Consider the following 22150-nt stretch of genomic DNA (forward strand, 5'->3'; position numbering starts at 1 on the left):
TGAACCAAGGGCGCCGGCGCGGCGCCTCTGGGCAGTGAGGCAGACATGGCGGATTTGTATCTGGGCGCAGGCGCAGAACCGGACCCCGTATCCCGTGGCGGGCTGATCGGGGCGGTTCTGACCTGGAGCGGCGCATTGATGTCGGTGGCATTGATCGGCGGGCTGGGCCTTTGGGGCTATCAACTGGCGGTGCGGGACATGACCGGCGTGCCGGTTGTACGTGCGCTGGAGGGGCCGATGCGGGTGACGCCGGACGACCCGGGCGGCGAACAGGCCGACCACCAGGGGCTCGCGGTGAACAACGTCGCCGCCGAGGGCGTGGCCGAGGGGCCGGCCGACCGGCTGGTGCTGGCGCCGCCGCCGCTGGACCTGGAAGAGGAAGACCAGTCGCCGGCCACGGCCGCCGGGGACGACACCGGGGACGACGCCGGGGACGACGCCGGCGAGGGGCCGGACATGCTGGCGCTCGCCGACGAGATGACCGAGGGCGTGACGCCGCTGTCGGCGCCGATCGAGTCTCCGGAGATGGCCGAAGAGCACGAGCCGATCCAGACCATCCCCGAGAGCGTGCCCGGCGTGGCCCGCTCGGTCATCCCGCGCCCGCGCCCCGCGCGGCTGGACGCGACGGCCGAGGCCGTGGCCGAGAGCGTCGCGGGATCGGTCAACGCGACGCCGGTCGAGGTCGACCCCGCCGAAGTCACCTCCGGCACCCGGCTGGTGCAGTTCGGCGCCTATGCCAGCGCCGACGAGGCGCGCGCGGCCTGGGGCCGGATGGACGAGCGCTTCACCGATTTCCTGACCGACAAGAAGCGCGTCATCGAAAAGGCGGTCTCCGGCGGCAAGACCTTCTACCGCCTGCGGGCGATGGGCTTTGCCGACATCTCCGACGCGCGGCGCTTCTGTTCGGCCTTCGTGGCGCAAAGCCAGCCCTGCATCCCGGTCGTGGCACGCTGATGGCCGGGCTGTCCGCAGCCATCCTGGGCTGCGACGGCCCGCGGCTGACCCCGCGCGAGCGCGCCTTCTTCGCCGAGGCGCAGCCCTGGGGCTTCATCCTCTTCGCGCGCAACCTGCAGACCCCCGACCAGGTGCGGCGGCTGACCTCGGCCCTGCGCGACGCGGTGGGCCGCGACGCGCCGGTGCTGATCGACCAGGAAGGCGGCCGGGTCCAGCGGATGGGTCCGCCGCACTGGCGCCAGTGGCTGCCGCCCCTCGACCAGATGGCGCGCGCCGGCGACGACGCGCCGCGCGCGATGGAGCTGCGCTATCGCCTGATCGCCGAGGAGTTGCGCGCCGTCGGCATCGACGTGAACTGCGCCCCCTGCTGCGACCTGGCGGAGCCGGACACCCACCCGGTCCTGCGCAACCGCTGCTATGGCACCGACCCCGACACGGTGACCGCCGCCGCCCGCGCCGTGGCGAAGGGGCTGCGCGCCGGCGGCGTGCTGCCGGTTCTCAAGCACATGCCGGGCCATGGCCGCGCGCTCGTGGACAGCCACCTGTCGCTACCGGTCGTCACCGCCGCCGCCGAGACCCTGCGCGCCCACGACTTCGCCCCCTTCGCCGCGCTTGCCGACCTGCCGATGGCGATGACGGCGCATATCGTCTACACCGCGCTCGACCCCGACCGCCCCGCCACCGCCTCTCCGACGGTCCTGCGCCTGATCCGCGAGGAGCTGGGCTTCTCCGGCCTTTTGATGACCGACGACATCTCGATGGAGGCGCTGTCGGGCGACCTCGCCACGCGCAGCGCCGCGGCGCTGAAGGCCGGCTGCGACCTGGTGCTGCACTGCACCGGGCATCTCGACGAGATGGAACGGGTCGTGGGCGCCGCCGGCCGGCTCTCCGGCACGGCGATGCTCCGCGCAGAGGCGGCGCTGGCGGTCCGCTCGGCGCCCGCCCCCATTGACATCGCGGCGGCGGAGGCGGAGCTTGAGGCGCTTCTGAACGGCCGGGTGCATGGGTGAGGACCACGATTTCGAGAACGTGACCAGCGTCGAGGCCCGCCGCGCGGCCGAGGCGCTGATCGTCGACGTGGACGGGTTCGAGGGCCCGCTCGACCTGCTGCTGACGCTGTCGCGCACCCAGAAGGTCGACCTGCGTAAGGTCTCGATCCTGCAACTGGCCGAACAATACCTGGGCTTCATCCAGAAGGCGCGCGAGCTGCGCATCGAACTGGCCGCCGACTACCTCGTGATGGCCGCCTGGCTCGCCTTCCTGAAATCCCGCCTGCTGCTGCCCCCCGACCCCGAGGAGGAGGGGCCGACGGGCGAGGACCTCGCCGCCCATCTCGCGTTTCAGCTCGAACGGCTGGAGGCGATGCGCGACGCCGCCGCGCGCCTGATGGGCCGCGACCAGAAGGGCCGCGATTTCTTCCCCCGCGGCGTGCCCGAGACGATGGAGCGGGTGCGCCGCGTCCACTACACCGCGACGCTTCTCGACCTGATGCAGGCCTATGCCCGCATCCGCACCAAGGACGAGTTCCGCCCCTACACGATGGACCGCGACCGCATCCTGACGCTGGAACAGGCGCTCGACCGGATGCGCCCGCTGATCGGCTTCGCGGGCGAGTGGACGGACCTGTCCAGCTACCTCCCCGAGGGCTGGGAGAGCGACCCGGGCCTGCGCCGCTCGGCCACCGCCGCGACCTTCGCCGCCTCGCTGCAATTGGTGAAGGAAGGGCATGCCGAGATCCGGCAGTCCGACACCTACGCCCCCCTGCAGCTGCGCCGCCGGGAGCGCCGAGATGACTGACGAGACCGAGCACGACGAGGAACAGAGCCTGTTCGAGGCGCCGCCCATGGCCGAGCAGGAGCGCATGGTCGAGGCGATCCTGTTCGCCTCCGCCGACCCGGTGACCGTGGCCGAGCTGAATTCCCGCATGCCCCACGGCGCCGACGCGGCCGAGGCGCTGGTCTACCTGAAGAAACGCTACGAGGGCCGGGGCGTCCAGCTCGTGCGGGTGGGCGACGCCTGGGCGCTGCGCACCGCGCCCGATCTCGGATTCCTGATGCAGAAGGAGACCGTCGAGACCCGCAAGCTCTCGCGCGCCGCGATCGAGACGCTGGCCATCGTCGCTTATCACCAGCCCGTCACGCGGGCCGAAATCGAGGAGATCCGTGGCGTCTCCGTGTCCAGAGGCACCGTCGACCAGCTATTGGAGCTGGAATGGATACGGTTCGGCCGCCGCCGGATGACGCCGGGCCGGCCCGTCACCTATGTTGTCACCGACACGTTCCTCGACCACTTCGGGCTGGAAAGCGCGCGCGATCTGCCGGGGCTGAAGGAACTGCGCGAGGCGGGGCTTCTGGAAAGCCGCCCGCCGATGGGGCCGCTGGCCGGCGGGCAGGGCGGCGACGCGGACGACGACGAGGGCGTGCCCGAGACGGATCAGGGCGAGATGTTCGAATAGGAAAGGGGAGGCGCAGCGATGAACGCCAACCAGATCGTCAACATGGTGATGCGGCTGTTCTTCCGGAAGGTGCTGAGCCGCGGCATCGACGCCGGGATGGACCGGATGTCGCGAAGCCGAAAGGGCGCGCCGGAGGATCCCGACGCCGCCAGAGAGCAGAGCAAGGCCGGCCGCGACACCGCGCGCCGCGCGAAAAAGGCGATGCGGGTGGGCCGACGGATCGGCCGGTTCTGACAGGGCGCCGGCGGCGCGCGACGCGGCGCCCGAGTCCGGCCGTCCCTCGCGGCCGGGGACCGCTCAGCGCCCCCCGTTCTCCGCCGCGAGCAGCGCCACGCGGACCGACTGGAACCGCTGGCGATAGGCGCGCGGGGTCAGGCCGACCTTGCGGCGAAACAGCCGGCGGAAGAAGCTGTCATCCTCGTATCCGACCGCGACGGCGATCTCCTCCACCGACTGGCCCGTGGTTTCGAGCATCTGCTTGGCTTCCTCCAGCCGGATCGAGTGGACGTAGTCCAGCGGCGGCAGGCCCGTCGCCTGCTTGAACCGGCGCTTGAAGGTGCGCTCGGACAACCCGCTCCGCCCGACCATCTGCGCCACGGGTGCGGGGTCCGCGTAGTGCTCGGCGATCCAGTCCTGCATCTCGGCGATCTGCCCGTCGCGCGTCTGCGCGGCGCGGGCCAGCGAGGCGAAGGGCAGCTGCCCCTCGCTGTGCCAGTCGATCAGCCAGCTGCGCGCCACCCGCATCGCCTCTTCGGCACCGAAGAACCGGGCGATCAGGAACAGGCCCAGGTCGAGATACGACGTCACGCCGCCCGCGGTGATGATCCGCTGGCCTTCGCCGGAGGCCACGAGAAAGCGGTTGGGCTGTACGTCGATCTCCGGATGCCGCGCGGCCAGGCCGTCGCAATAGGCCCAATGCGTCGTGGCGGCCTGCCCGTCGAGGAGCCCGGCCTCGGCCAGCATCAGCGTGCCGGAACAGGCCGAAGTCAGCGTCGCGCCCCGCGCGTGGCAGTGCCGGAGCCAGCGCCGCTCGGGCCCGAACCGGCCGCCGGGCGGCGCCTCGGCGGGCACGAAGAGCTCCGGCACATAGACGATGTCGGGCAGCGGGCAGTTGCGAAAGCTCGCCTCGGGCCGCAGCCAGACGCCGTTGGCGACCTGCACGGGCCGGGCACGGCGCGCCACCAGGATCGTCCGGGCCCGCCGCGGTCCCGCCTCGCCCCGGGTCAGAAAGGCCCAGTCGCGCCCGGCCGAGGCGAACATGTCGTAGATCCCGAATACGGTCGAGGCGGTGACCTCGGGCGTCACCACGACCGCGATGGTCAGCTGATCTGGCTCCGGCATGGCACGATCGACCTGTTTCCGGCCTTTCCGCATCTGGTTCAGGATAGCGGGTCCGGCATTATTGGCACAACCGGAAAGGGTGCAGGCCCAACGGCGCACCCGCACCGAAAGCCCGCACCGAAAGCCCGCAAACGAAAGGAGGAGACCATGACCTGCGGACTGACCACATCCATCCGAAAGGGGTTTGGACCGGCCGCCCTGATCCTCGGCCCCGGGCTGACCGCGGCCGCGGCCGGCCCCGCCGACAGGATCACCGAATTCGACGTGGCCGAGGATCACACCCGCTTCGTCTTCGACGAGGCGCCGGTGCATGATGACGGCATGCCGGCGCATGGCACGGCCTTCGTCACCCAGGGCTATATCTACCCCGCCGGCACGCTGGACGACGGGCCGGGCGTCACCGAGGACGGCGCACCGACCCATCCCGACAAGGTCCTCGGCACCTGGACCTGCAGCGGCTGGTTCGTGGGCGAGGGCGCGCATACCGAGGCCGGGGCCTGGCTCGTCAGCCGGCAGGTCTATCATTTCGAGGACAGCGACGCGGTGATCGTCAGCCAGGGGCCGGAATACAATGTCGTGGGCGAGGCGAAGCCCCGCCCGATCACCGGCGCGACCGGCGCCTATGGCGATGACGCGGTGATCGAGCAGACTTTTCTGGGCTTCCACGCGCATGGCGGTGTTAAGGTCCGGTTCGACATCCCGTCGATGTGAGCCATGCCATGACACACCAGGACCATATGCGCGACGCCGAGACAATCGAGCTTGCAGCGCTTTCCGCGCTGCACGGGGCGGCCGACGGGCCGCTCCGCGACCGGCTCGGGCTGCGGCTTGTCGAGGTGGCCGACGGGGTGGCCTCCGTCGCCGGGGCCTTGCCCGCCTCTGCCATCACGATCAACCGGATGATGGGGCTGGGCCGCGCGCGCCCGCCGCAGGTGGGCGACGTGCGGGCGGCCGTGGACTTGTATCGCGGCGCCGGCGTCCGGCGTTTCTTCCTGCAGCCCGATCCCGCCACGTCGGACGATCGCGTCGCGCCGCTCTGCCGGGCCGCCGGCCTGGAGCGCGCCCGCGCCTGGCAGAAGTTCGAGCGCGGCCGCGACGCGCCGGTGCCGGATGTCGAATGCGAGTTCACCATCCGCAAGGCGGCGCCGGACGACGGCGACGCCTTTGCCCGGATCGTCTGCGACGCCTTCGACCTGGGCGACGCGGCGCTCCCCTGGATCGCCCGGCTGCCGGCGGCCGAAGGCTGGCACGCCTATCTCGCCTGGGCGGGCGACCGGCCGGCCGGCGCCGGGGCGGTGTTCGTCTCGGACGGGGCGGCCTTCACCGATTTCGGCGCCACCGCGCCGGATTACCGGGGCCGCGGCGCGCAGACCGCCAACCTCGCCCATCGGGTGCGCGCGGCGCTGGAGATGGGCTGCAGGCGGATCTACACCTGCACCGGTGTCGCGGTGGAAGGCGATCCACAGCATTCCTACGCCAATATCCGGAAATGCGGCTTTGCCGAGGCCCATGTGCGGGCGGCCTGGCAGCCGGTGCAAGGCGACGGGAAAGGAGCATCATCGTGACCTATTACGACCTTGGACGCTACAGCCGCAGGATCACCACGGCTTCGGAGGATGCGCAGCGCTGGTTCGACCGCGGACTGATCTGGCTTTACGGCTACAATCACGAGGCGGCGATTGCGTGCTTTCGTGAGGCCCTGGCGGCCGATCCCGGATGCGCGATGGCGCATTGGGGCATCGCGGCCGCCTCCGGGCCCAACTACAACCAGCCCTGGGGCGAGATGGAGCCGGAGGAGCGGGAGGAGGCGGTCGCCACGGCGCGCGCGGCGGTCGTGGCGGCGCAGGCGTTGACCGGCGGTCTGCCCCCGGTCGAACGGGCGCTGATCGACGCGGTCGCCCGGCGGTTTCCGGATGCGCCCGTCGAGGATATCGGCCCCTGGCTCGACGCCTATGCCGACGCGATGCGCGAGGTGTATGCGGCGCATCCCGGGGATCCGGACGTCACGGCGCTCTTTGCCGAGGCGATGATGAACCGCACGCCATGGCAGCTCTGGGACCTGTCGACCGGCCGGCCGGCCGAGGGCGCCGACACGGCCGAGGCCCGCGACGTGCTGGAGCGCGCGTTCGATCGCGTGCCCGGCGCCTGGGACCATCCCGGCCTGCTGCATTTCTACATCCACCTCATGGAGATGTCGCCGACCCCGGAAGCGGCCCTGCGCCATGGCGACCGGCTGACCGCGCTGGTGCCCGATGGGGGGCACCTGATCCATATGGCGACGCATATCGACGTGCTCTGCGGCGACTACCAGAATGTCGTGGCCCGCAACGCCAAGGCGATCGAGGCCGACCGCAAGTGGCTGGAGCGGGAGGGGGCGGACAATTTCTACACCGTCTACCGCTGCCACGACTATCACTTCGCGATCTACGGCGCGATGTTCCTGGGACAGCCCGCCCCGGCGCTGGAGGCCGCCGAAGAGCTGGTCGCCACGCTCCCGGGCGAGGACACGCTGCGCCAGATGGCCGACTGGTTCGAATCCTTCGTGCCGATGAAGATGCATGTCCTGGTCCGCTTCGGCATGTGGGACGAGATCCTCGCCGCGGACCTGCCAAAGGACACCGCGCTTTACGCCATGACGACGGCGCTCATGCGCTATGCGCGCACGGTGGCCCTGGCCAACAAGGGCGAGATCGAAAGCGCCGAGGCCGAGGCCCGGGACTTCGACGCCGCCCATGCGGCGGTGCCGGACAGCCGGATGCTGTTCAACAACACCTGCCAGGACATCCTCAAGGTGGCCGAGGCGATGATGCGCGGCGAACTGGCGTATAAAAAGGGCGACGCAGACGCCGCCTTCGCGCATTTGCGGCGGTCGGTCGAGCTGGACGACTCGCTTCCCTACGACGAGCCCTGGGGCTGGATGCAGCCGACGCGCCATGCGCTGGGCGCGCTCCTGCTGGATGCCGGGCGGTACGACGAGGCCGAGGCGGTCTATCGCGCCGATCTGGGGCTCGACGACACGCTCGCCCGGGCCTGCCAGCATCCCGCCAATGTCTGGAGCCTGCACGGGCTGCACGAATGCCTGACGCGGCGGGGCGAGACGGTCGAGGCGCTGCATGTGGGGCGCCTGCTGGAGCGCGCCGTGGCGCGGGCCGACGTCCCGATCCGCGCGTCCTGCTACTGCCGCAGCCGGGCGGCCGCGTAGGGGCGGCGGCTCTGCCGGCCAATTCAAGCTATACATATAGCTTTTCGTATCTTATGACGGGCGCGCGATACGGGCGCCCGCCTTGCGGACGGGGTATGATTGCGCCCGGGGGCACAAGGAGGAGCGCACGTGAATACCCAATCCGCAGCGGCGGCCGACAGCAGCGTCACCTACGAGATGCGCGACGGAATCGCGGTGCTGAGGATCGACAATCCTCCGGTCAACGTGATCTCGCATGCGGTGCGCAGCGGCATCGTCGACGCGATCGACCGGGCGACGGCGGACGGCGCGCGCGGGGCGGTGCTGACGGGCGCCGGGCGCTGCTTCGTTGCCGGGTCGGACCTGAGCGAATTCGGCAAGCCGATTGCCGCGCCCGAGCTGCCCGACGTGATCCGGTCCATCGAGGCGGCGCCGTTCCCGGTCGTCGCGGCGACACACGGGGTCGCGCTCGGCGGCGGGCTGGAGCTGGCGCTTGGCTGCGACTACCGGATCGCGGCGCCGGGGACGATGCTGGGTCTGCCGGAAGTGTCGCTGGGTCTGGTGCCGGGGGCCGGGGGCACGCAGCGGGTGCCGCGCCTGGTCGGCTGGAGCCGCGCCATCGAGTTGATCTGCGCGGCCCGGCGCATACCGGCCGCGCGCGCGTTCGAGATCGGCCTGATCGACGCGGTGGCCGAGGGCGATCTGCTGGACGACGCGCGGGCGTTCCTGGCGGGCCAGGAGCGGCCCAAGCGGCGCGCGATCCGCCTGCAGCCGCCCGCCGAGGCCGACGACGACATCGACGCCGCGGCGGAGAAAGCGCTCCGGCGCGGCAAGGGGCGGCCGAACGTGGCCGAGGCGATCCGGCTGGTGAAGGCGACGGCGGGGGCGGATGCCGAGGCCGCGCTGAAAGACGAGCGGGCGGTGTTCCAGGAGCTTCGGACGAGCGACGACGCCGTCGCGCTGCGCTACCTGTTCTTCGCCGAGCGGCGGGCCGCCACCGTCGCGGGGCTCGACAAGGCGCTGGCCCGCGACGTGGCCACGGTCGGCGTCGTCGGCGGCGGGACGATGGGGCAGGGGATCGCGCTGGCCTGCCTTGCGGCCGGGCTGTCGGTGACGCTGATCGAGCGCGACGACGATGCGCTCGACCGGGCGCTGTCGGCCGTGGCCGGCCGGCTGGACGCATCGGTCTCGAAGGGCCGGCTGACGCGGGACGCGGCCGACATGCGCCGGGCCGCCCTGACGGGGGCGGTGGATTACGAGACGCTGTCGGGCTGCGATCTGGTCATCGAGGCGGTGTTCGAGGACATGGCGGTCAAGACGGACGTGCTGGCCCGGCTCGACCGCGTGCTGGCGCCCGGCGCCGCCCTGGCCACCAATACCTCCTATCTCGACATCGACGCGATGTCGGCCGGCCTGGCGCATCGCGACCGGGTCGTCGGGCTTCATTTCTTCAGCCCGGCCGACGTGATGACGCTGCTGGAAATCGTCCGCGCCGAAGCGACCTCCGACGCGGTGCTGGCCACCGCGCTCGGATTCGCCCGGACGCTCGGCAAGCAGCCGGTCGTCGCGCGCGTGGCCGAGGGGTTCATCGGCAATCGCGTCTTCGCCGCCTACCGGCGGCGGGCGGAGCTTCTGGTGCTGGACGGGGCGTCACCGCAGCAGGTGGACGAGGCCATCGTCGGGTTCGGCTTTGCCATGGGGCCCTTCGCCGTGGCCGACATGTCCGGCCTGGACATCGCCTGGGCGATGCGCAAGCGGCAGGCGCCCGACCGCGATCCGAAGGCGCGCTATGTCACGATCCCTGACAGGCTCTGCGAGGCGGGGCGGCTCGGCCGCAAGGCGGGCAAGGGCTGGTACGACCATTCCGGCGGCACGCCGCGGCCCGATCCGGAGGTGGACACGATCATCGACGCCGCCCGCGCCGCGGCCGGTGTGACGCCGGCCGATTACGATGCCGAGACGATCCGCCGCCAGCTCCTCGCCGCGATCGTCAACGAGGCGGCGTGTCTTCTGGAGGACGGGATCGCCGAGCGGCCGTCGGACGTCGATGTCGCGCTGGTCCACGGCTACGGCTTCCCGCGCTGGCGCGGCGGGCCGCTCTATTGGGCGTCGCGCCAGGACCGCGCGGCAATCGAGGCCGATCTCGTGGCGCTGGCGGAGGCGGTGGGGCACGGGCACCGTGCCGGACCGGTCGGGCCTGTCCTCGACCGGCTCGGGGCCGAACTCGGGGTCGTACTCGGGGCCGAACAGGAGGGCTGAGGCCATGCAGGACGTGTTCATCTGCGACTATATCCGCACGCCGATCGGCCGCTACGGCGGCAGCCTGTCGGCGATCCGCGCCGACGACCTGGCCGCGCTGCCCTTGCGCGCGCTGCAGGAGCGGCATCCCGGTCTGGACTGGGACGCCGTGGTCGACGTGACCTTCGGCTGCGTCAACCAGGCGGGCGAGGACAACCGCTGCGTCGCGCGGATGGCGCTGTTGCTGGCCGGGCTGCCCGAGACGCTGTCCGGCACCACGATCAACCGGCTCTGCGGCTCGGGGATGGACGCGGTGCTGACGGCGTGGCGCCGGCTGGCGCTGGGCGAGGGAGAGCTTGCCATCGCGGGGGGCGTGGAAAGCATGAGCCGCGCGCCCTTCGTGATGCCCAAGGCGACCGCCGCCTTCTCGCGCCAGTCCAGCGTCGAGGACACGACCATCGGTTGGCGGTTTGTCAATCCGCTGATGCACAAGATGTACGGCACGGAGTCGATGCCGGAGACCGCGGAGAACGTGGCCGAGGATTTCGGCATCGCGCGCGAGGACCAGGACGCCTTCGCGCTGCGCTCGCAGGTGCGGGCGGCCGCGGCGATCGCGTCCGGCGTCCTGGGCGAGGAGATTGTCCCCGTGCGCGTCCCGCAGCGCAAGGGCGATCCGGTGACGGTCGACACCGACGAACACCCGCGGCAGACCTCGCTCGACAAGCTCGGCGCGCTTCCTGCGCCGTTCCGCGACGGCGGCTCGGTCACGGCGGGCAATGCGTCGGGCGTGAACGACGGCGCGGCGGGCCTGATCCTGGCCACCGCCGAGGGCGCCGCGCGGCACGGTCTGACGCCGCTGGCGCGGATTGTCGGCGGTGCGACGGCCGGGGTGCCGCCCAGGACCATGGGCATCGGCCCCGCGCCCGCCACGCTGAAGCTCTGCGCGCAGCAGGGGCTGTCGGTCGCGGATTTCGACGTGGTCGAGCTCAACGAGGCCTTCGCGAGCCAGGCGCTCGCGGTGCTGCGGTGGCTGGGGCTTCCCGACGATGCCGACCATGTGAACCCGAACGGCGGGGCCATCGCGCTGGGGCATCCGCTGGGGATGTCCGGCGCCCGGATCACCGGCACCGCGGCGCGGGCGCTGGCGCGGGGGGCGGGCCGCCGGGCGCTTGCCACGATGTGCATCGGTGTCGGTCAGGGGATCGCCATCGGCCTGGAGGCAGTGTGACGCAGGAGAGGATGGCGCGATGAAGCTGCACTGGTCCCCGCGGTCGCCCTTCGTGCGCAAGGTGATGATCGTGCTGCACGAAACCGGCCAGCTGCCCGAGGTGGAGCTGGTGCCCAACACCGTCGCGCTCCATCTTCCGCCGGACCCGGAGGTTCTGGCGGCCAACCCGCTCGGCAAGATCCCGGCGCTGGTGACGGAGGGCGGCACGGTCCTGTTCGACAGCCGCGTGATCTGCGAATATCTCGACCTGCGGTCGGGGACCGGCCTGTTCCCGGCGCAGACCGAGGCGCGGATCGACCAGCTTCGCTGGCAGGCGCTGGGCGACGGGCTGACCGATATCCTGCTGTTGTGGCGCACCGAACTCACGCGCGAGGCCGGGCCGTGGACGGCGGTGACCGATGGCTGGCGCGCCAAGGTGCGCGCCGCGATGGCGCGGCTCGAAGCGGAGGCGGATGCGCTGGCCGCGGGGCCGTCCGGCATCGGCCAGGTGGCGGTGATCTGCGCCCTCGGGCAGCTCGACTTCCGCTGGCCCGACTGCGCCTGGCGCGCGCACTTCCCGCAGCTGGCCCGGGCCGAGGCGGTCTGGGCGGCCTGGGAGTCGGTCAAGGCCACCGCCGTCGCGGGCGATGGCGCGGGTCCGGACGCGGTGACGGCCGGGCAGCTGACATTCGGACCGTGACCGCGCCGATGGCCGAAGAGCCAAAGATATAGGTTTTGTGATTGATAGGGCCGTCGCCCGTGTCTATCTTTGATTGAGCAGCAACAAGAGGACACGGATGCCTGTCGGTAATACCGAGAACACCACGGCCAAGGCCCTGAAGAAGAGCAACGTCTCGCGCTATATCCAGCTCGCGAGCCTGTTCCGCAAGCGGATCGAGTCGGGCGAGTGGGAGGTCGGTGCCAAGATCCCGACGGTGAAAGAGCTCGCCGATCAATGCGGCGTGGCGACCATGACGATCCGGCAATCGCTGGATATTCTCGAAAACGAGGGCCTGATCGAGCGGTATCGCGCGAAGGGCACCTTCGTGATCGAGCGGCCCAACCGCGACCTCTGGTGCGAGGTACAGACCGATTGGTCGGGCCTTCTGATCGCCCGCGAGAACGCCAGGATCGAGATCCTCGGCGACGAGCGGGAGGTCGCGCTGCCGCGCTGCGAGGACATGATCGGCACTCCCGCCCCGGCCTATCGCCATCTGCGCCGCCGCCACAGCCGCGACGGCGTGGCGTTCCTGCTCGCGGATGTCTATGTGGACGAGCGGCTCTGCTCGGAGATCGCCGAGAGCGACTATACCACCGTGACGGCGATGCGGCTGGTCTCGGAGATCCCGGGCCATACCGTGACCGAGGCGAACCAGATCGTCACCATCAGTTCCGCGGATCTGGACACGGCGACCGAGCTGAACGTGTCGATCGGCGATCCCGTGGCGAAGGTGCAGCGGATCGCGGTGGACCAGCATGGCGACATCATGATGCTCGCCCGCGGGATCTATCGCGGCGACATGATGAAGATCGAGGTCAAGCTGCGATAGGCGGCACCGGTCCCGGCGCGGGCGGGTTCAGCCCTTGAAGTCGGGCGCGCGCTTTTCGCGGAAGGCCGCCATCGCCTCGGCCGTGTCCTCCGAGGTCGACAGTGCCTTGGTCTGCCTCTGCTCGAAACGGTAGGCGTCGTAGATCGACATGCCCTCGGTCACCTGGAACGACGTCTTCGCCGCGCGGACGGCCGAGGGGCTCGCCTTTGCGATCTCCGCCGCGATCCCCTGCGCGGTGGGCAGCAGATCGTCCGGGGCGGTGCAGGCCGAGGCGACGTTCATGCGGCAGAGCTCCGGCCCGTAGACGCGACGGGCCGTGTAGATCAGCAGGCGCGCGTCGGATTCGCCGAAATGGCGCCGCACATGCGCTACGCCGCCGGCCAGCCCCACCGTCACCTCCGACATCTGGAAAAAGCCGGCCTCGGAGACCACGATGATGTCGCAGCAGAGCGCCGTGACGCATCCGGCGCCGATGGCCGCGCCGTTGACCGCGGCGACGATCGGCTTGGGGCATTCCAGCAGACAGTCGAAGCTGGCGCGCACCCGGCGGTTATGCGCGGTGTAGTGGCCCGGCTCGTGGCCGGGCCGCTCGGCGAGGTCGGCCCCGGCCGAGAACGCCTTGCCCGCGCCGGTCAGCACGATGGCGCGGACGTCCGCGCGGTCGCCGAGCTCGTCCACGATGCCTGCCAGCTCTTCGCGGAACCGGTTGTTCTGGGCGTTCACCGGCGGGCGGTCGATGGTGATCGTCGCGACGAAATCGGTCACGTCGAGCGAGAGGCTGTCATGGGCGCTCATGGCGCGGTCTCCTGTCTGCGGGCTCTCAGGGATCTGCGAAATCTGCGGCGGGGGGTCTGATCAAGGCTTCGGGGATCCTGGACCATGCGGGACGGGCCGTGCGGCCGCGAAATCAGCCGGACACCGGCTTGGTGGCCGGGATCTCGGGCAATGCGCTGTTCGCGCCGGGCAGATTGTCCTCGACCCCGTCGGGCAGCGGGACGCGGTGGACGTTCAGCGTCATCGCGACCATCGAGTAGTAGCCGACCACCGCGGTCAGCTCGACGGCGCCGACCTCGCCCCACCGCTCGACGATCGCGGCGTAGGTCGCGGAGTCGACATCCGCCGTCTTCACCAGCTGCCGTGCGAACTCGTAGATCTCGCGCGCGGCATCGTCGTCGCCGAACTCCGGCAGCTCGCCGACCCGGATCGCCTCGGCGATGGCGGGGTCGAGCCCGACGCGCAGCGCATCGGCCTTGTGGATGGCCCATTCCAGCGGGCTGTTCCAGCGTTTCGCGGTGACCAGGATCGCCAGTTCGTTGAGGCGGGTGGGCAGGCATGTCTCGAACCGCAGCACCTGGCCCAGGCGCTGCCAGCGGTCGGCGAGAACCGGGTTGTGCAGCGCCGCGCGCAGCGGGCCGACAAGCGTCTGGCGCGGGCCGGCGACGATCTGGTTGTAGACCGCCGTCTGCTCCTCGGTCATCGAGCCGGGCTCCGGAAAGCTGATGCGGCCGTTTTCGCTTCGAGAATCGGTCCCACGGCCCATCAGTTCGTCTCCCACAATCCGAGTGTTTCGAGCACGTCTTTCGTATGCTGGCCCAGCAGCGGCGGCGCGGCGTCGAAGCTCAGCGGCGCGTTGCGGAAATTGAGCGGGCTGACGACCTGCCGGACCGAACCGCTGAGCGGGTGCGGGATGTCGCGGACCATCCTGCGGTGGATCACCTGCGGTTCCTCGAACACGCGGTCCACGGTGTTGATCGGCCCGGCCGGCACGCCGGCCTCTGAGAAGGCTGCGACCCATTCGGTGATCGTGCGGTGCGCCAGCACGTCGTCGAGGATCTCCTCCAGCCGGGGCAGGTTCTCGACCCGTGCGGCGTTGGTGGCGAAGGTCGGGTCGTCGGCCAGCTCCGGCCTGCCGATCACCTCGGCGAACCGCCGGAACTGCCCGTCATTGCCGACGGCGAGCACGATATAGCCGTCCTTCACCGGAAAGACGTTCTGCGGCTGGATGTTCGGGTGCCGGTTGCCGCGCCGCACCGGCGGCGTGCCGGAGATCAGGTAGTTCATCGCCTGGTTGGCGAGCATCGCGACGGAGACGTCGAGCATGGCAAGGTCGATATGGTCGCCCTTGCCGGTCTGGTCGCGGTTGGCGAGCGCCGCGAGCGCCCCGATCGTGGCGTACATGCCGGTCATGATGTCGACGATCGGCACGCCGACCTTCTGCGGCCCGCCGCCCGGGGCGTCGTCGGGGGCGCCGGTCACGCTCATCAGCCCGCCCATGCCCTGGATCATGAAATCGTAGGCGGCATCCTGGGCCAGCGGTCCGGTGAGCCCGAACCCGGTGAGCGAGCAGAAGATCAGCCGCGGGTTCAGCTTGCTCAGCGCCGCGTAGCCGAGATCCATCCGGTCGAGCGTTCCGGTCTTGAAGTTCTCCAGAAGGATATCGGATTCCATGGCCAGCGCGCGGATCGCGTCGCGGCCCCGCTCGGTCTTCAGGTCGAGCTCGACCGACCGCTTGCCGCGGTTGGCGCAGAGGTAATAGCCCGCCTGCGCGGTCGGCTCGCCGTCGCTGTCCTGCAGGAACGGCGGCCCCCAGCGGCGGGTGTCGTCGCCTTCGCCGGCGCGCTCGACCTTGATCACGTCGGCGCCGAGATCGGCAAAGACCTGGCCGCTCCACGGACCGGCCATGATGCGGCTGAGGTCAAGAACGCGGATATGGGATAGCGGACCCGGCATCAGTCGGTCTCCTTGGTCGTCTGGGGCGTGTGCGCGTCGAGGAAGGCCGTCAGCGCGGTATTGAAGGCGTCGGGGCACTGGTAGTTGGGCAGGTGTCCCGCCCCCGGGATCGTGGCGAAGCCTGCGCCCGGGACCGCGCCGAACTGGCTGCGGATGGTGTCGGGCAGCGCGCCGTCCTGCGCGCCGGCGATGCTGAGCACCGGGACGTCGAGGCGGGGGACGACATCCGTGTAGTCGTAGCTCTGCAGCGCATGGGTCGCGGCGGCGAAGCCCTCGGACGGCGTGCGGGCGATCATCTCGACCAGCGCGGCGACGGCGGGGTCGTTCTCCGACGCGCCGGGCATCCAGCGCGCGGCGGTGCCGTCGGCGAGTGCGGCCATGCCGTGCGAGCGTGCAAGCTCCCGCCGCTCGGTCCAGAAGGCTTCGCGGCCCGGCGCGCTGCGGGCGACGCCGTCGACGGCGACGAAGCCCGCGAAGCGGTCCGGCGCGGCCGCATAGGCGGCAAGGCCGGTCGGCGTGCCCATCGAGAGGCCGACGAAGGTGCAGCGCGACACGTCGAGGGCGTCAAGCAGCGCGATCACGTCGGCGCCGTAGTCGTCGAAGCGCATCGGGCCGTCCGGCACGTCCGAGCCACCGTGCCCGCGCTGGTCGTAGCGCAGGACGCGGTAGCGGTCCGCGAGGGCCGGGATCTGCCCGTCCCAGAGCGTGAAGTCGGTCATCACCGAGTTCGACAGCACGACCCAGGGCGCGTCCTCCGGGCCGTCGATCCGGACGGTCAGACGCGGGCCGCCGGGCAGCGCGATCATTTCTTGTCGGGTCATTCAGGGCCTTTCCGGCTGGTATCCGCGAGGGGGCGGGCGTCATTTGCAGGATCCGATCTGCGGTCGGCTGGGATTGCAGTTTTCAAGCGGCCGGGCGGCGATCTGCCGCCGCCGGTCCCGACCAGTCGCTCGTGAATATGCTATGGCGCAAAGCATATAAAGTCAATTTTATAGCTTTACTTTGCCTGGTGCAGCGTATCCGATTGAAGAATGGGCGCGGCGGCACCGGTAAGCCGGCAGCGTGCACGCGCCCGGCCCGCGCGCGACCGCTGAGAGCTTTTGGGGCCGATTCGGACACCGCGACGCGCACGAACGCCGGGAATCACGCCCCGCGCCCTGGCCATGCCGCGCTGCGCCGGGTGTGCCACGGCGGTTCCCCGACGCGTCGATCCCTGGCTGTCGCGGGCGAGCGCGACGATTGCGGTGGCGAAAAATCTCTTCGGCACAGCCGCGTTTTATGCGCAGTCTGCACGCGGACATGGCCCCGTGCAACGGCGCGGGGATGCCGGCGATGTTGCATTAAAGCGAAAAGACTGTATTATTGATTTATTGAATCAACGGAGGAGACAAATGGCCAATCTGAAAACGTGCGTGTTCAGCCTCTGCATGGTTGCGCTGACGCCGACCGTCGCTGTCGCGGCGGAGTGTCCCGAAGGCTATCCCGACGGCCCGATCACCTTCCGGGTGGGCTATGGCGCCGGCGGCGGCACCGATGCGGTGGCCCGCAAGGTCGCCTCGCTGATCGAGGAACAGGCGGGCTGGACCGTCGTGGTGGAAAACCGGCCCGGCGCCAGCGGCGGGGTCATGGCGACCGAGCTGATGCGCGAGGACGCGGACGGCAGCATCGTCGGCGTGGCCAGCAACACGACGCTCGCCATCAATCCGTGGGACAATCCCGACACGGTCTATACCTACGAGGACTTCCGCTACATGGGCACCGGGATGCTCTTGAATTACGGTCTGGTGGCGCTGAAGGACAAGCCCTACGACACGCTGGAAGAGTTCATCGCGGCGGTCGAGGAAATGGGGCGCGGCACGGTCTCGGTCGGCGCCGCGAGCCACGAGATCGCGGTGCGCGCGATTGCCGACCATTTCGGCGTCAACCTGGTCCCGATCCCCGGCAAGGGCTCTGCCGCGGCGCTGCAGGAGGCCCTGGGCGGCCATGTCGACGCCACGGTGCAGAGCACGCAGCACGTCCCGCAGATCAAGGCCGGCAAGATGGTCCAGCTCGCCACGCTGACCGATACCCGCGCGGTCTATGCGCCCGACGTCCCGACGCTGAAGGAGGAGGGGCTCGACGTGTCGATCGAGGGCCACATCTTCTTCATGCTGCCGAAGGACACGCCGGACGACATCCATGCCTGCCTGTCGGAGACGCTCGCCGAGGCGACCTCGTCCGAGGCCTACGGCGAGTTCATGGCCAAGCTTGAGACCGAGGCGATGAACATGGGGCCGGACGGAACGCGCGACTGGCTCGAGGAGGCCTCGGCCTTCTACAAAGAATCGCTGTCCGGCGAGCAGTGATGACAGTCGACCGGCTTCTCGGCGCGCTCGTCGCCGGCTTCGGTGTGGTTCTGCTCTTCGTCCTGATTCCGGCGCATGTGCAGGCCCGGCCCGGCGAGCCGGTCGATCCGTCGCTCTTCCCGAGGATCGCGGCATGGATGCTGATGCTCCTCGGGGGGCTTCAGATGGTCTTCCCCGGCGGCGGCACGACGGTGCCGCCGCCACGGGATATCGGCCGGCTGGCGCTTGCGGTCGCGATGCTGGTCGCGGCCGCGCTGGTTCTGCGCGTCATCGGGTTCATTCCGACCGCGATCCTGCTGATGGGGACGACGGTCCTGCTGATCCACGAGCGGCGCCCGCTCTGGGCCGTGCTCTCGGTTCTGGCGGTTCCGGTGCTGGTCTGGGCGCTCTTCGAACTGGTCCTGCAGCGGCCGCTCCCCTGATCGTCAATACGGGCAACAAGGCGACATGCTTCCAGATCCGAGCCTGATCACGAACGGTCTCGTCGAGGCGTTCACCCTTTCGAACCTTCTGTTCATCCTGGCCGGCGTCGCGATCGGCCAGATCGTCGGCGCGACGCCGGGGCTGAGCATCATCATGGCGCTCGCCATCGCGATCCCGCTGACCTTCGGCTTCGACACGCTGACGGCCATCGCGTTCCTGATCTCGGTCAACAAGGGGGGCACCATCGGCGGGGCGGTGCCGTCGATCCTGATCAACGTGCCGGGCACGCCGGAATCCGCGGCCACGGCGCTCGACGGCCACCCGATGGCGAAGAAGGGCCGGCCGCTCAAGGCGATGAAATACGCGCTGTACTATTCGGTCACCGGCGACTTTCTGAGCGACGTGGTGCTGATCCTCGTCGCCGCGCCGCTCGCGGTCGTGGCGCTGAAGATGGGACCGATCGAGATCACCGCGCTGATGATCCTGGCCTTCACGGTGATCAGCGGGCTGGTGGGCGAGTCGCTTCTGAAGGGGCTGACCGCCGCCGCGCTCGGCTTTCTCTGCGCGTCCATCGGGCTCGATCCGGGCACGGCGACGCCGCGCTTCACCTTCGGGATGCTGGAGCTTTACGACGGGCTCGAACTGACGGCCCTGTCGATCGGCACGCTCGCGATGAGCGAGATCCTCTACAACATCGTCGGCGCGCGGAAGGGGAAACCCTCGGCGGCGCCGATCCGCGTCTCGGGCGGCACGCGCAGCGACCGGACCGTGACATTCCGCGAATACCTCGCGAACCGCTATGTGGCGCTGCGCGCCTTCGTCCTGGGCACCTCGATCGGCGCGATCCCGGGCCTCGGCTCGACCACCGCCGGCTTTCTCAGCTACTCGGTGACGAAGCAGGCGGCGCGCGACCCCGAGGCGTTCGGAACGGGCGACCCCCGCGGCATCGCCGCGTCCGAGACGGCCAACAGCGCCGTCGTCGGCGCCAACCTGATACCGCTCCTGACGCTGGGCATTCCCGGCAACATCGCCGCGGCGCTTCTGGTCTCGGCCTTCATGATCCACGGCGTGCAGCCCGGACCGCTGCTGTTCGAGGAGCAGGGCAACCTGATCTACGGCATGTTCGGCGCGATGCTGATCGCCAATCTCTGCAACCTCGCCGTGGGGCAGGTCGGCATGCGGTTCTGGGCGATGATCGTCTCGGCGCCCGCCTCGGTGGTGTTTTCCGGCGCGATGCTGCTCTGCTTCACCGGCAGCTACGTGATCGCGGGCGGCGTGTTCGGCATCTACGTGATGATCGGCTCGGCGGTGCTGGGTTACCTGATGCGGGCGTTCGGGCTGTCCATCGTCGCCTTCATCGTGGCCTTCATCCTGACGCCCGAGCTGGAAGGCGCCATCGTCAGCTCGCGCCTGATCACCGGGGACGACCCGTGGGCGATCCTGAGCCACCCGATCGCGCTGGCGCTGCTTGCGCTGTCGGTCGTCTCGATCATCTATCTCGGGCCCTGGCGCCGGACGCCCGGCGCCCAGGAAGACCCGGAAAAGACGTGAAGCGCGCGGCGATGGCGCAGGTCAAAGCGGTCGGCACCGCATCGGCACGCCTCTCCTACGAGGTCGTGGGCGAGGGGCCCGTGATCTGCCTGATCGCGTCGGCGGGCCGCGGGCCGTGGGACTTCGCCGGGCTCGCCGAGCGGCTCGCCGTCCGCGGCTACCGCGTGCTGTTGCCGGTTCCGCGCGGGCTGGGCGAGAGCCGGGGGCCGCTCGACGGGATCGACTTCCACGATCTCGCGGCGGATGTCGCGGCCGTCGTCGACGCGGAGGGCGGATCGGCGATCGTCGCCGGGCATGCCTATGGCTGCTGGATCGCGCGGACCCTGGCCGAGGATCGCCCGGACCTCGTGCGCGGTCTCGTCTTTCTGGCGGCCGGGGCCGAGCGGTGGCCCGCCGAGCTGACCGATGCGATCGACACGGCGTCCGATCCCGGCGCGGCGCGCGCGGCGCGGATCGAGGCGCTCCGGACCGCCTTCTTCGCGCCCGGCCACGATCCGACCGGGTGGCTGGACGGCTGGTCTTCCGACCTCATCGCCGCGCAGCGTGCGGCGCGCGCGCGCACCGATCCGGATAGCTGGACGGCCAGCGGATCGGCACCGATCCTCGACCTGGTCGGCGCGCAGGACCCGTTTCGGCCAGCCGAGCGGCGGTCGGACTATGTCGAGCGGTTTGGCGCCCGCGTCACGCTGGAGGTGATCGACGGCGCGAGCCACGCGCTGCCCGACGAACGGCCCGGGGACGTCGCCGCGCGCATGGATCGCTGGATCGCGGCGCTGTAGCCGCAGGCGGTCCGGCCGAACGCGGCGGTCAGCGGTGCCGGCGGTGGCGGAGCGTGCCGTCGTGACCGGCGACGCAGAAGCGCCCGCCCTGGAAGATCTCCGAGATCTCGGGCAGTTCGGTGGCGCGTTCCGCGAGCGGCTCCGGCGCCGCGGCGGCCGCGCTGCAGCCGGGGACATAGCCCAGCTCGGCGGCGCGGCCGTTATCCCACCAATCGCCATCGGTCTCCGAGACGCCGAACACGGTCTCGCACCGGATGTCGGGATGCTCCAGACCGATCAGCACGAGCTGCGCGAGGTCGTCCGGGGCGACCCAGATCGCCTTGGCCCGGGCATCCGTCGGGCGCTCGGCCGCGTTTCCGATCCGGATGTTCAGCGAGCGGATGCCGGCCTTGTCATAGTACAGTCCCGCCTCCAGCTCGCCCCAGCATTTGCTGAGACCGTAAAGGCTGTCGGGGCGCATGGGGTCCGTGGGCGACACCGTCGTTTCGCGGGGATAGAACCCCACGACATGGTTCGTCGACCCGAAGACGATGCGACCGATCCCGTTCTCCCGCGCCGCTTCGAAGACATTGTGGGTGCCCAGGACGTTGACGCGCAGGATCTCCTCGATGTCGCGCTCGTTCGGATAGCCGGCCAGGTGCACGATGGCGTCCACATCGACAAGGGCCCTGACCAGATCGGCGCGATCCGATATGTCCGCCTTGCTCCAGGTCTCGTTCGCCCGGAGGGCGCCGGGGTCGGCGATATCGACGACCCTGATGCTCGGCACGCGGCCGGCGAGGGCCCCGCGAATCGCCTTGCCCACCCGGCCGGAGCCGCCTGTTATGGCGATCCGCTTGTCGGAGGTGAGACGCGGCGACGGCGCCCATCCCGATGTCGCGCGGTCGACCTGTTCGTCGTGTCTCGACATGCCTCGGTTGTCCTTATGCAATGGGTGTCGGGGTGGCGCATTGACCTGCCGGGCCGCGCCGGCACCGTTCGGGCGCGATCCGCCGCCTCGCGCGCGGCGCAAGGACGCCTTTGCCATATCGCCTTGTCCGGACGAATCGTGCCGCCGGGGGCGGATCCGCCCGTCGCCGCGTTCGCGAAGTACGGTTGTCTATGGTAGGGTTCCTCGAGCGTTCATCGGTGCGTTCATCGGCAAAGCGGCCGGCCGCTTCTGACAAAATTCCTGCGGCTTTGACCGAAGATAATGTATAATGCCGGTTGATAAATGTAAATCTCTGCAATATGCCATAGGGGTGCGCATCGGGAGTGGCCCGTCAGCCAAGGCCTGGGGCCAGGAGGATGCGCGCGAGAATCAGGGAGGATCCAGATGGTACGAACAGTTTCGTCAATTGCGCCGGTGCGGCGTCTGAGGGCCGGGCTCATGCTGGGCGCCGGCATCTTGCCGGTG

22 protein-coding genes are annotated in these 22150 nt (G+C 70.2%); 16 read left to right on the forward strand and 6 right to left on the reverse strand.

From position 1 onward, the window contains the following. Window positions 1–45 precede the first annotated feature (45 nt). From P1J78_RS11510 to P1J78_RS11530, 5 genes are read left to right on the forward strand one after another with little or no spacing between them, the layout of a single operon-like run. Window positions 46–954, forward strand: a complete 909-nt coding sequence (locus P1J78_RS11510; RefSeq protein WP_275567504.1) for an SPOR domain-containing protein — start codon at window positions 46–48, stop codon at window positions 952–954. Then, entirely contained in the window at window positions 954–1964 is a 1011-nt protein-coding gene (gene nagZ, locus P1J78_RS11515) for a beta-N-acetylhexosaminidase (protein ID WP_275567505.1), read from the forward strand. The genes P1J78_RS11510 and nagZ overlap by 1 nt, the downstream gene beginning before the upstream one ends. After that, window positions 1957–2751, forward strand: a complete 795-nt coding sequence (locus tag P1J78_RS11520; RefSeq protein ID WP_275567506.1) for a segregation and condensation protein A — start codon at window positions 1957–1959, stop codon at window positions 2749–2751. Before nagZ ends, P1J78_RS11520 begins: the two co-directional genes overlap by 8 nt. After that, on the forward strand, window positions 2744–3409 hold the full coding sequence (gene scpB, locus P1J78_RS11525) for an SMC-Scp complex subunit ScpB (RefSeq protein WP_275567507.1): 666 nt from the start codon (window positions 2744–2746) through the stop codon (window positions 3407–3409). The genes P1J78_RS11520 and scpB overlap by 8 nt, the downstream gene beginning before the upstream one ends. An 18-nt stretch (window positions 3410–3427) precedes the next feature. After that, window positions 3428–3643, forward strand: coding sequence for a hypothetical protein (locus tag P1J78_RS11530; RefSeq protein ID WP_275567508.1), 216 nt, complete (start codon window positions 3428–3430; stop codon window positions 3641–3643). Window positions 3644–3706: 63 nt separating this feature from the next. Here P1J78_RS11530 and P1J78_RS11535 read toward each other — a convergent pair whose 3' ends face one another. Further along, window positions 3707–4750 carry a GlxA family transcriptional regulator gene (locus P1J78_RS11535; protein WP_275567509.1) on the reverse strand — a complete coding sequence of 348 codons (1044 nt, stop codon included), beginning with the start codon at window positions 4748–4750 and terminating at the stop codon, window positions 3707–3709. Window positions 4751–4897: 147 nt separating this feature from the next. Here P1J78_RS11535 and P1J78_RS11540 point away from each other — a divergent pair, with 147 nt between their 5' ends. The 7 genes from P1J78_RS11540 to P1J78_RS11570 all read left to right on the forward strand — a co-directional run bounded on the left by P1J78_RS11540 (window position 4898) and on the right by P1J78_RS11570 (window position 12926). Next, window positions 4898–5461 carry a hypothetical protein gene (locus P1J78_RS11540; protein ID WP_275567510.1) on the forward strand — a complete coding sequence of 188 codons (564 nt, stop codon included), beginning with the start codon at window positions 4898–4900 and terminating at the stop codon, window positions 5459–5461. Window positions 5462–5469: 8 nt separating this feature from the next. Beyond that, window positions 5470–6315 carry a GNAT family N-acetyltransferase gene (locus P1J78_RS11545; protein ID WP_275567511.1) on the forward strand — a complete coding sequence of 282 codons (846 nt, stop codon included), beginning with the start codon at window positions 5470–5472 and terminating at the stop codon, window positions 6313–6315. Continuing rightward, window positions 6312–7952 carry a tetratricopeptide repeat protein gene (locus P1J78_RS11550; protein ID WP_275567512.1) on the forward strand — a complete coding sequence of 547 codons (1641 nt, stop codon included), beginning with the start codon at window positions 6312–6314 and terminating at the stop codon, window positions 7950–7952. The genes P1J78_RS11545 and P1J78_RS11550 overlap by 4 nt, the downstream gene beginning before the upstream one ends. A 129-nt stretch (window positions 7953–8081) precedes the next feature. Next, complete coding sequence (locus tag P1J78_RS11555) at window positions 8082–10190, forward strand: 3-hydroxyacyl-CoA dehydrogenase NAD-binding domain-containing protein (protein ID WP_275567513.1); 2109 nt, start codon at window positions 8082–8084, stop codon at window positions 10188–10190. 4 nt (window positions 10191–10194) lie between these two features. Further along, window positions 10195–11397 (forward strand): 3-oxoadipyl-CoA thiolase, encoded by a 1203-nt coding sequence (gene pcaF, locus P1J78_RS11560; RefSeq protein ID WP_275567514.1) that lies wholly within the window; start codon window positions 10195–10197, stop codon window positions 11395–11397. Window positions 11398–11416: 19 nt separating this feature from the next. Further along, entirely contained in the window at window positions 11417–12076 is a 660-nt protein-coding gene (locus P1J78_RS11565; protein WP_275567515.1) for a glutathione S-transferase N-terminal domain-containing protein, read from the forward strand. A gap of 97 nt (window positions 12077–12173) precedes the next feature. Further along, window positions 12174–12926, forward strand: a complete 753-nt coding sequence (locus tag P1J78_RS11570; protein ID WP_275567516.1) for a GntR family transcriptional regulator — start codon at window positions 12174–12176, stop codon at window positions 12924–12926. A 27-nt stretch (window positions 12927–12953) separates the two neighbouring features. Here P1J78_RS11570 and P1J78_RS11575 read toward each other — a convergent pair whose 3' ends face one another. From P1J78_RS11575 to P1J78_RS11590, 4 genes are all read right to left on the reverse strand, one after another. Next, window positions 12954–13721 carry an enoyl-CoA hydratase/isomerase family protein gene (locus tag P1J78_RS11575; RefSeq protein WP_275567517.1) on the reverse strand — a complete coding sequence of 256 codons (768 nt, stop codon included), beginning with the start codon at window positions 13719–13721 and terminating at the stop codon, window positions 12954–12956. A gap of 112 nt (window positions 13722–13833) precedes the next feature. Further along, window positions 13834–14466: a carboxymuconolactone decarboxylase family protein gene (locus P1J78_RS11580; RefSeq protein WP_275567518.1), complete on the reverse strand. Its 633-nt coding sequence runs from the start codon at window positions 14464–14466 to the stop codon at window positions 13834–13836. Continuing rightward, window positions 14466–15656 (reverse strand): CaiB/BaiF CoA transferase family protein, encoded by a 1191-nt coding sequence (locus tag P1J78_RS11585; RefSeq protein ID WP_275567519.1) that lies wholly within the window; start codon window positions 15654–15656, stop codon window positions 14466–14468. The genes P1J78_RS11580 and P1J78_RS11585 overlap by 1 nt, the downstream gene beginning before the upstream one ends. Then, on the reverse strand, window positions 15656–16477 hold the full coding sequence (locus P1J78_RS11590) for an alpha/beta fold hydrolase (RefSeq protein WP_275567520.1): 822 nt from the start codon (window positions 16475–16477) through the stop codon (window positions 15656–15658). Before P1J78_RS11590 ends, P1J78_RS11585 begins: the two co-directional genes overlap by 1 nt. A 570-nt stretch (window positions 16478–17047) precedes the next feature. Between P1J78_RS11590 and P1J78_RS11595 the strand changes: the two genes are divergently transcribed. Genes P1J78_RS11595 through P1J78_RS11610 form a run of 4 tightly spaced genes read left to right on the forward strand, consistent with a single transcriptional unit; the run spans window position 17048 to window position 20754 of the window. Next, entirely contained in the window at window positions 17048–18001 is a 954-nt protein-coding gene (locus tag P1J78_RS11595; RefSeq protein WP_275567521.1) for a tripartite tricarboxylate transporter substrate binding protein, read from the forward strand. Continuing rightward, on the forward strand, window positions 18001–18423 hold the full coding sequence (locus P1J78_RS11600) for a tripartite tricarboxylate transporter TctB family protein (protein ID WP_275567522.1): 423 nt from the start codon (window positions 18001–18003) through the stop codon (window positions 18421–18423). Before P1J78_RS11595 ends, P1J78_RS11600 begins: the two co-directional genes overlap by 1 nt. 25 nt (window positions 18424–18448) lie before the next feature. Beyond that, on the forward strand, window positions 18449–19975 hold the full coding sequence (locus P1J78_RS11605) for a tripartite tricarboxylate transporter permease (protein WP_275567523.1): 1527 nt from the start codon (window positions 18449–18451) through the stop codon (window positions 19973–19975). A gap of 11 nt (window positions 19976–19986) precedes the next feature. After that, window positions 19987–20754, forward strand: coding sequence for an alpha/beta fold hydrolase (locus P1J78_RS11610; RefSeq protein WP_275567524.1), 768 nt, complete (start codon window positions 19987–19989; stop codon window positions 20752–20754). Window positions 20755–20782: 28 nt separating this feature from the next. Here the strand turns inward: P1J78_RS11610 and P1J78_RS11615 are convergent, their stop codons facing one another. Beyond that, entirely contained in the window at window positions 20783–21664 is an 882-nt protein-coding gene (locus tag P1J78_RS11615) for an NAD-dependent epimerase/dehydratase family protein (RefSeq protein WP_275567525.1), read from the reverse strand. Between the last annotated feature and the right edge of the window lie 486 nt (window positions 21665–22150).

The organism is Psychromarinibacter sediminicola (assembly GCF_029168335.1).
GTDB classification, from domain to species: Bacteria; Pseudomonadota; Alphaproteobacteria; order Rhodobacterales; family Rhodobacteraceae; genus Psychromarinibacter; species Psychromarinibacter sediminicola.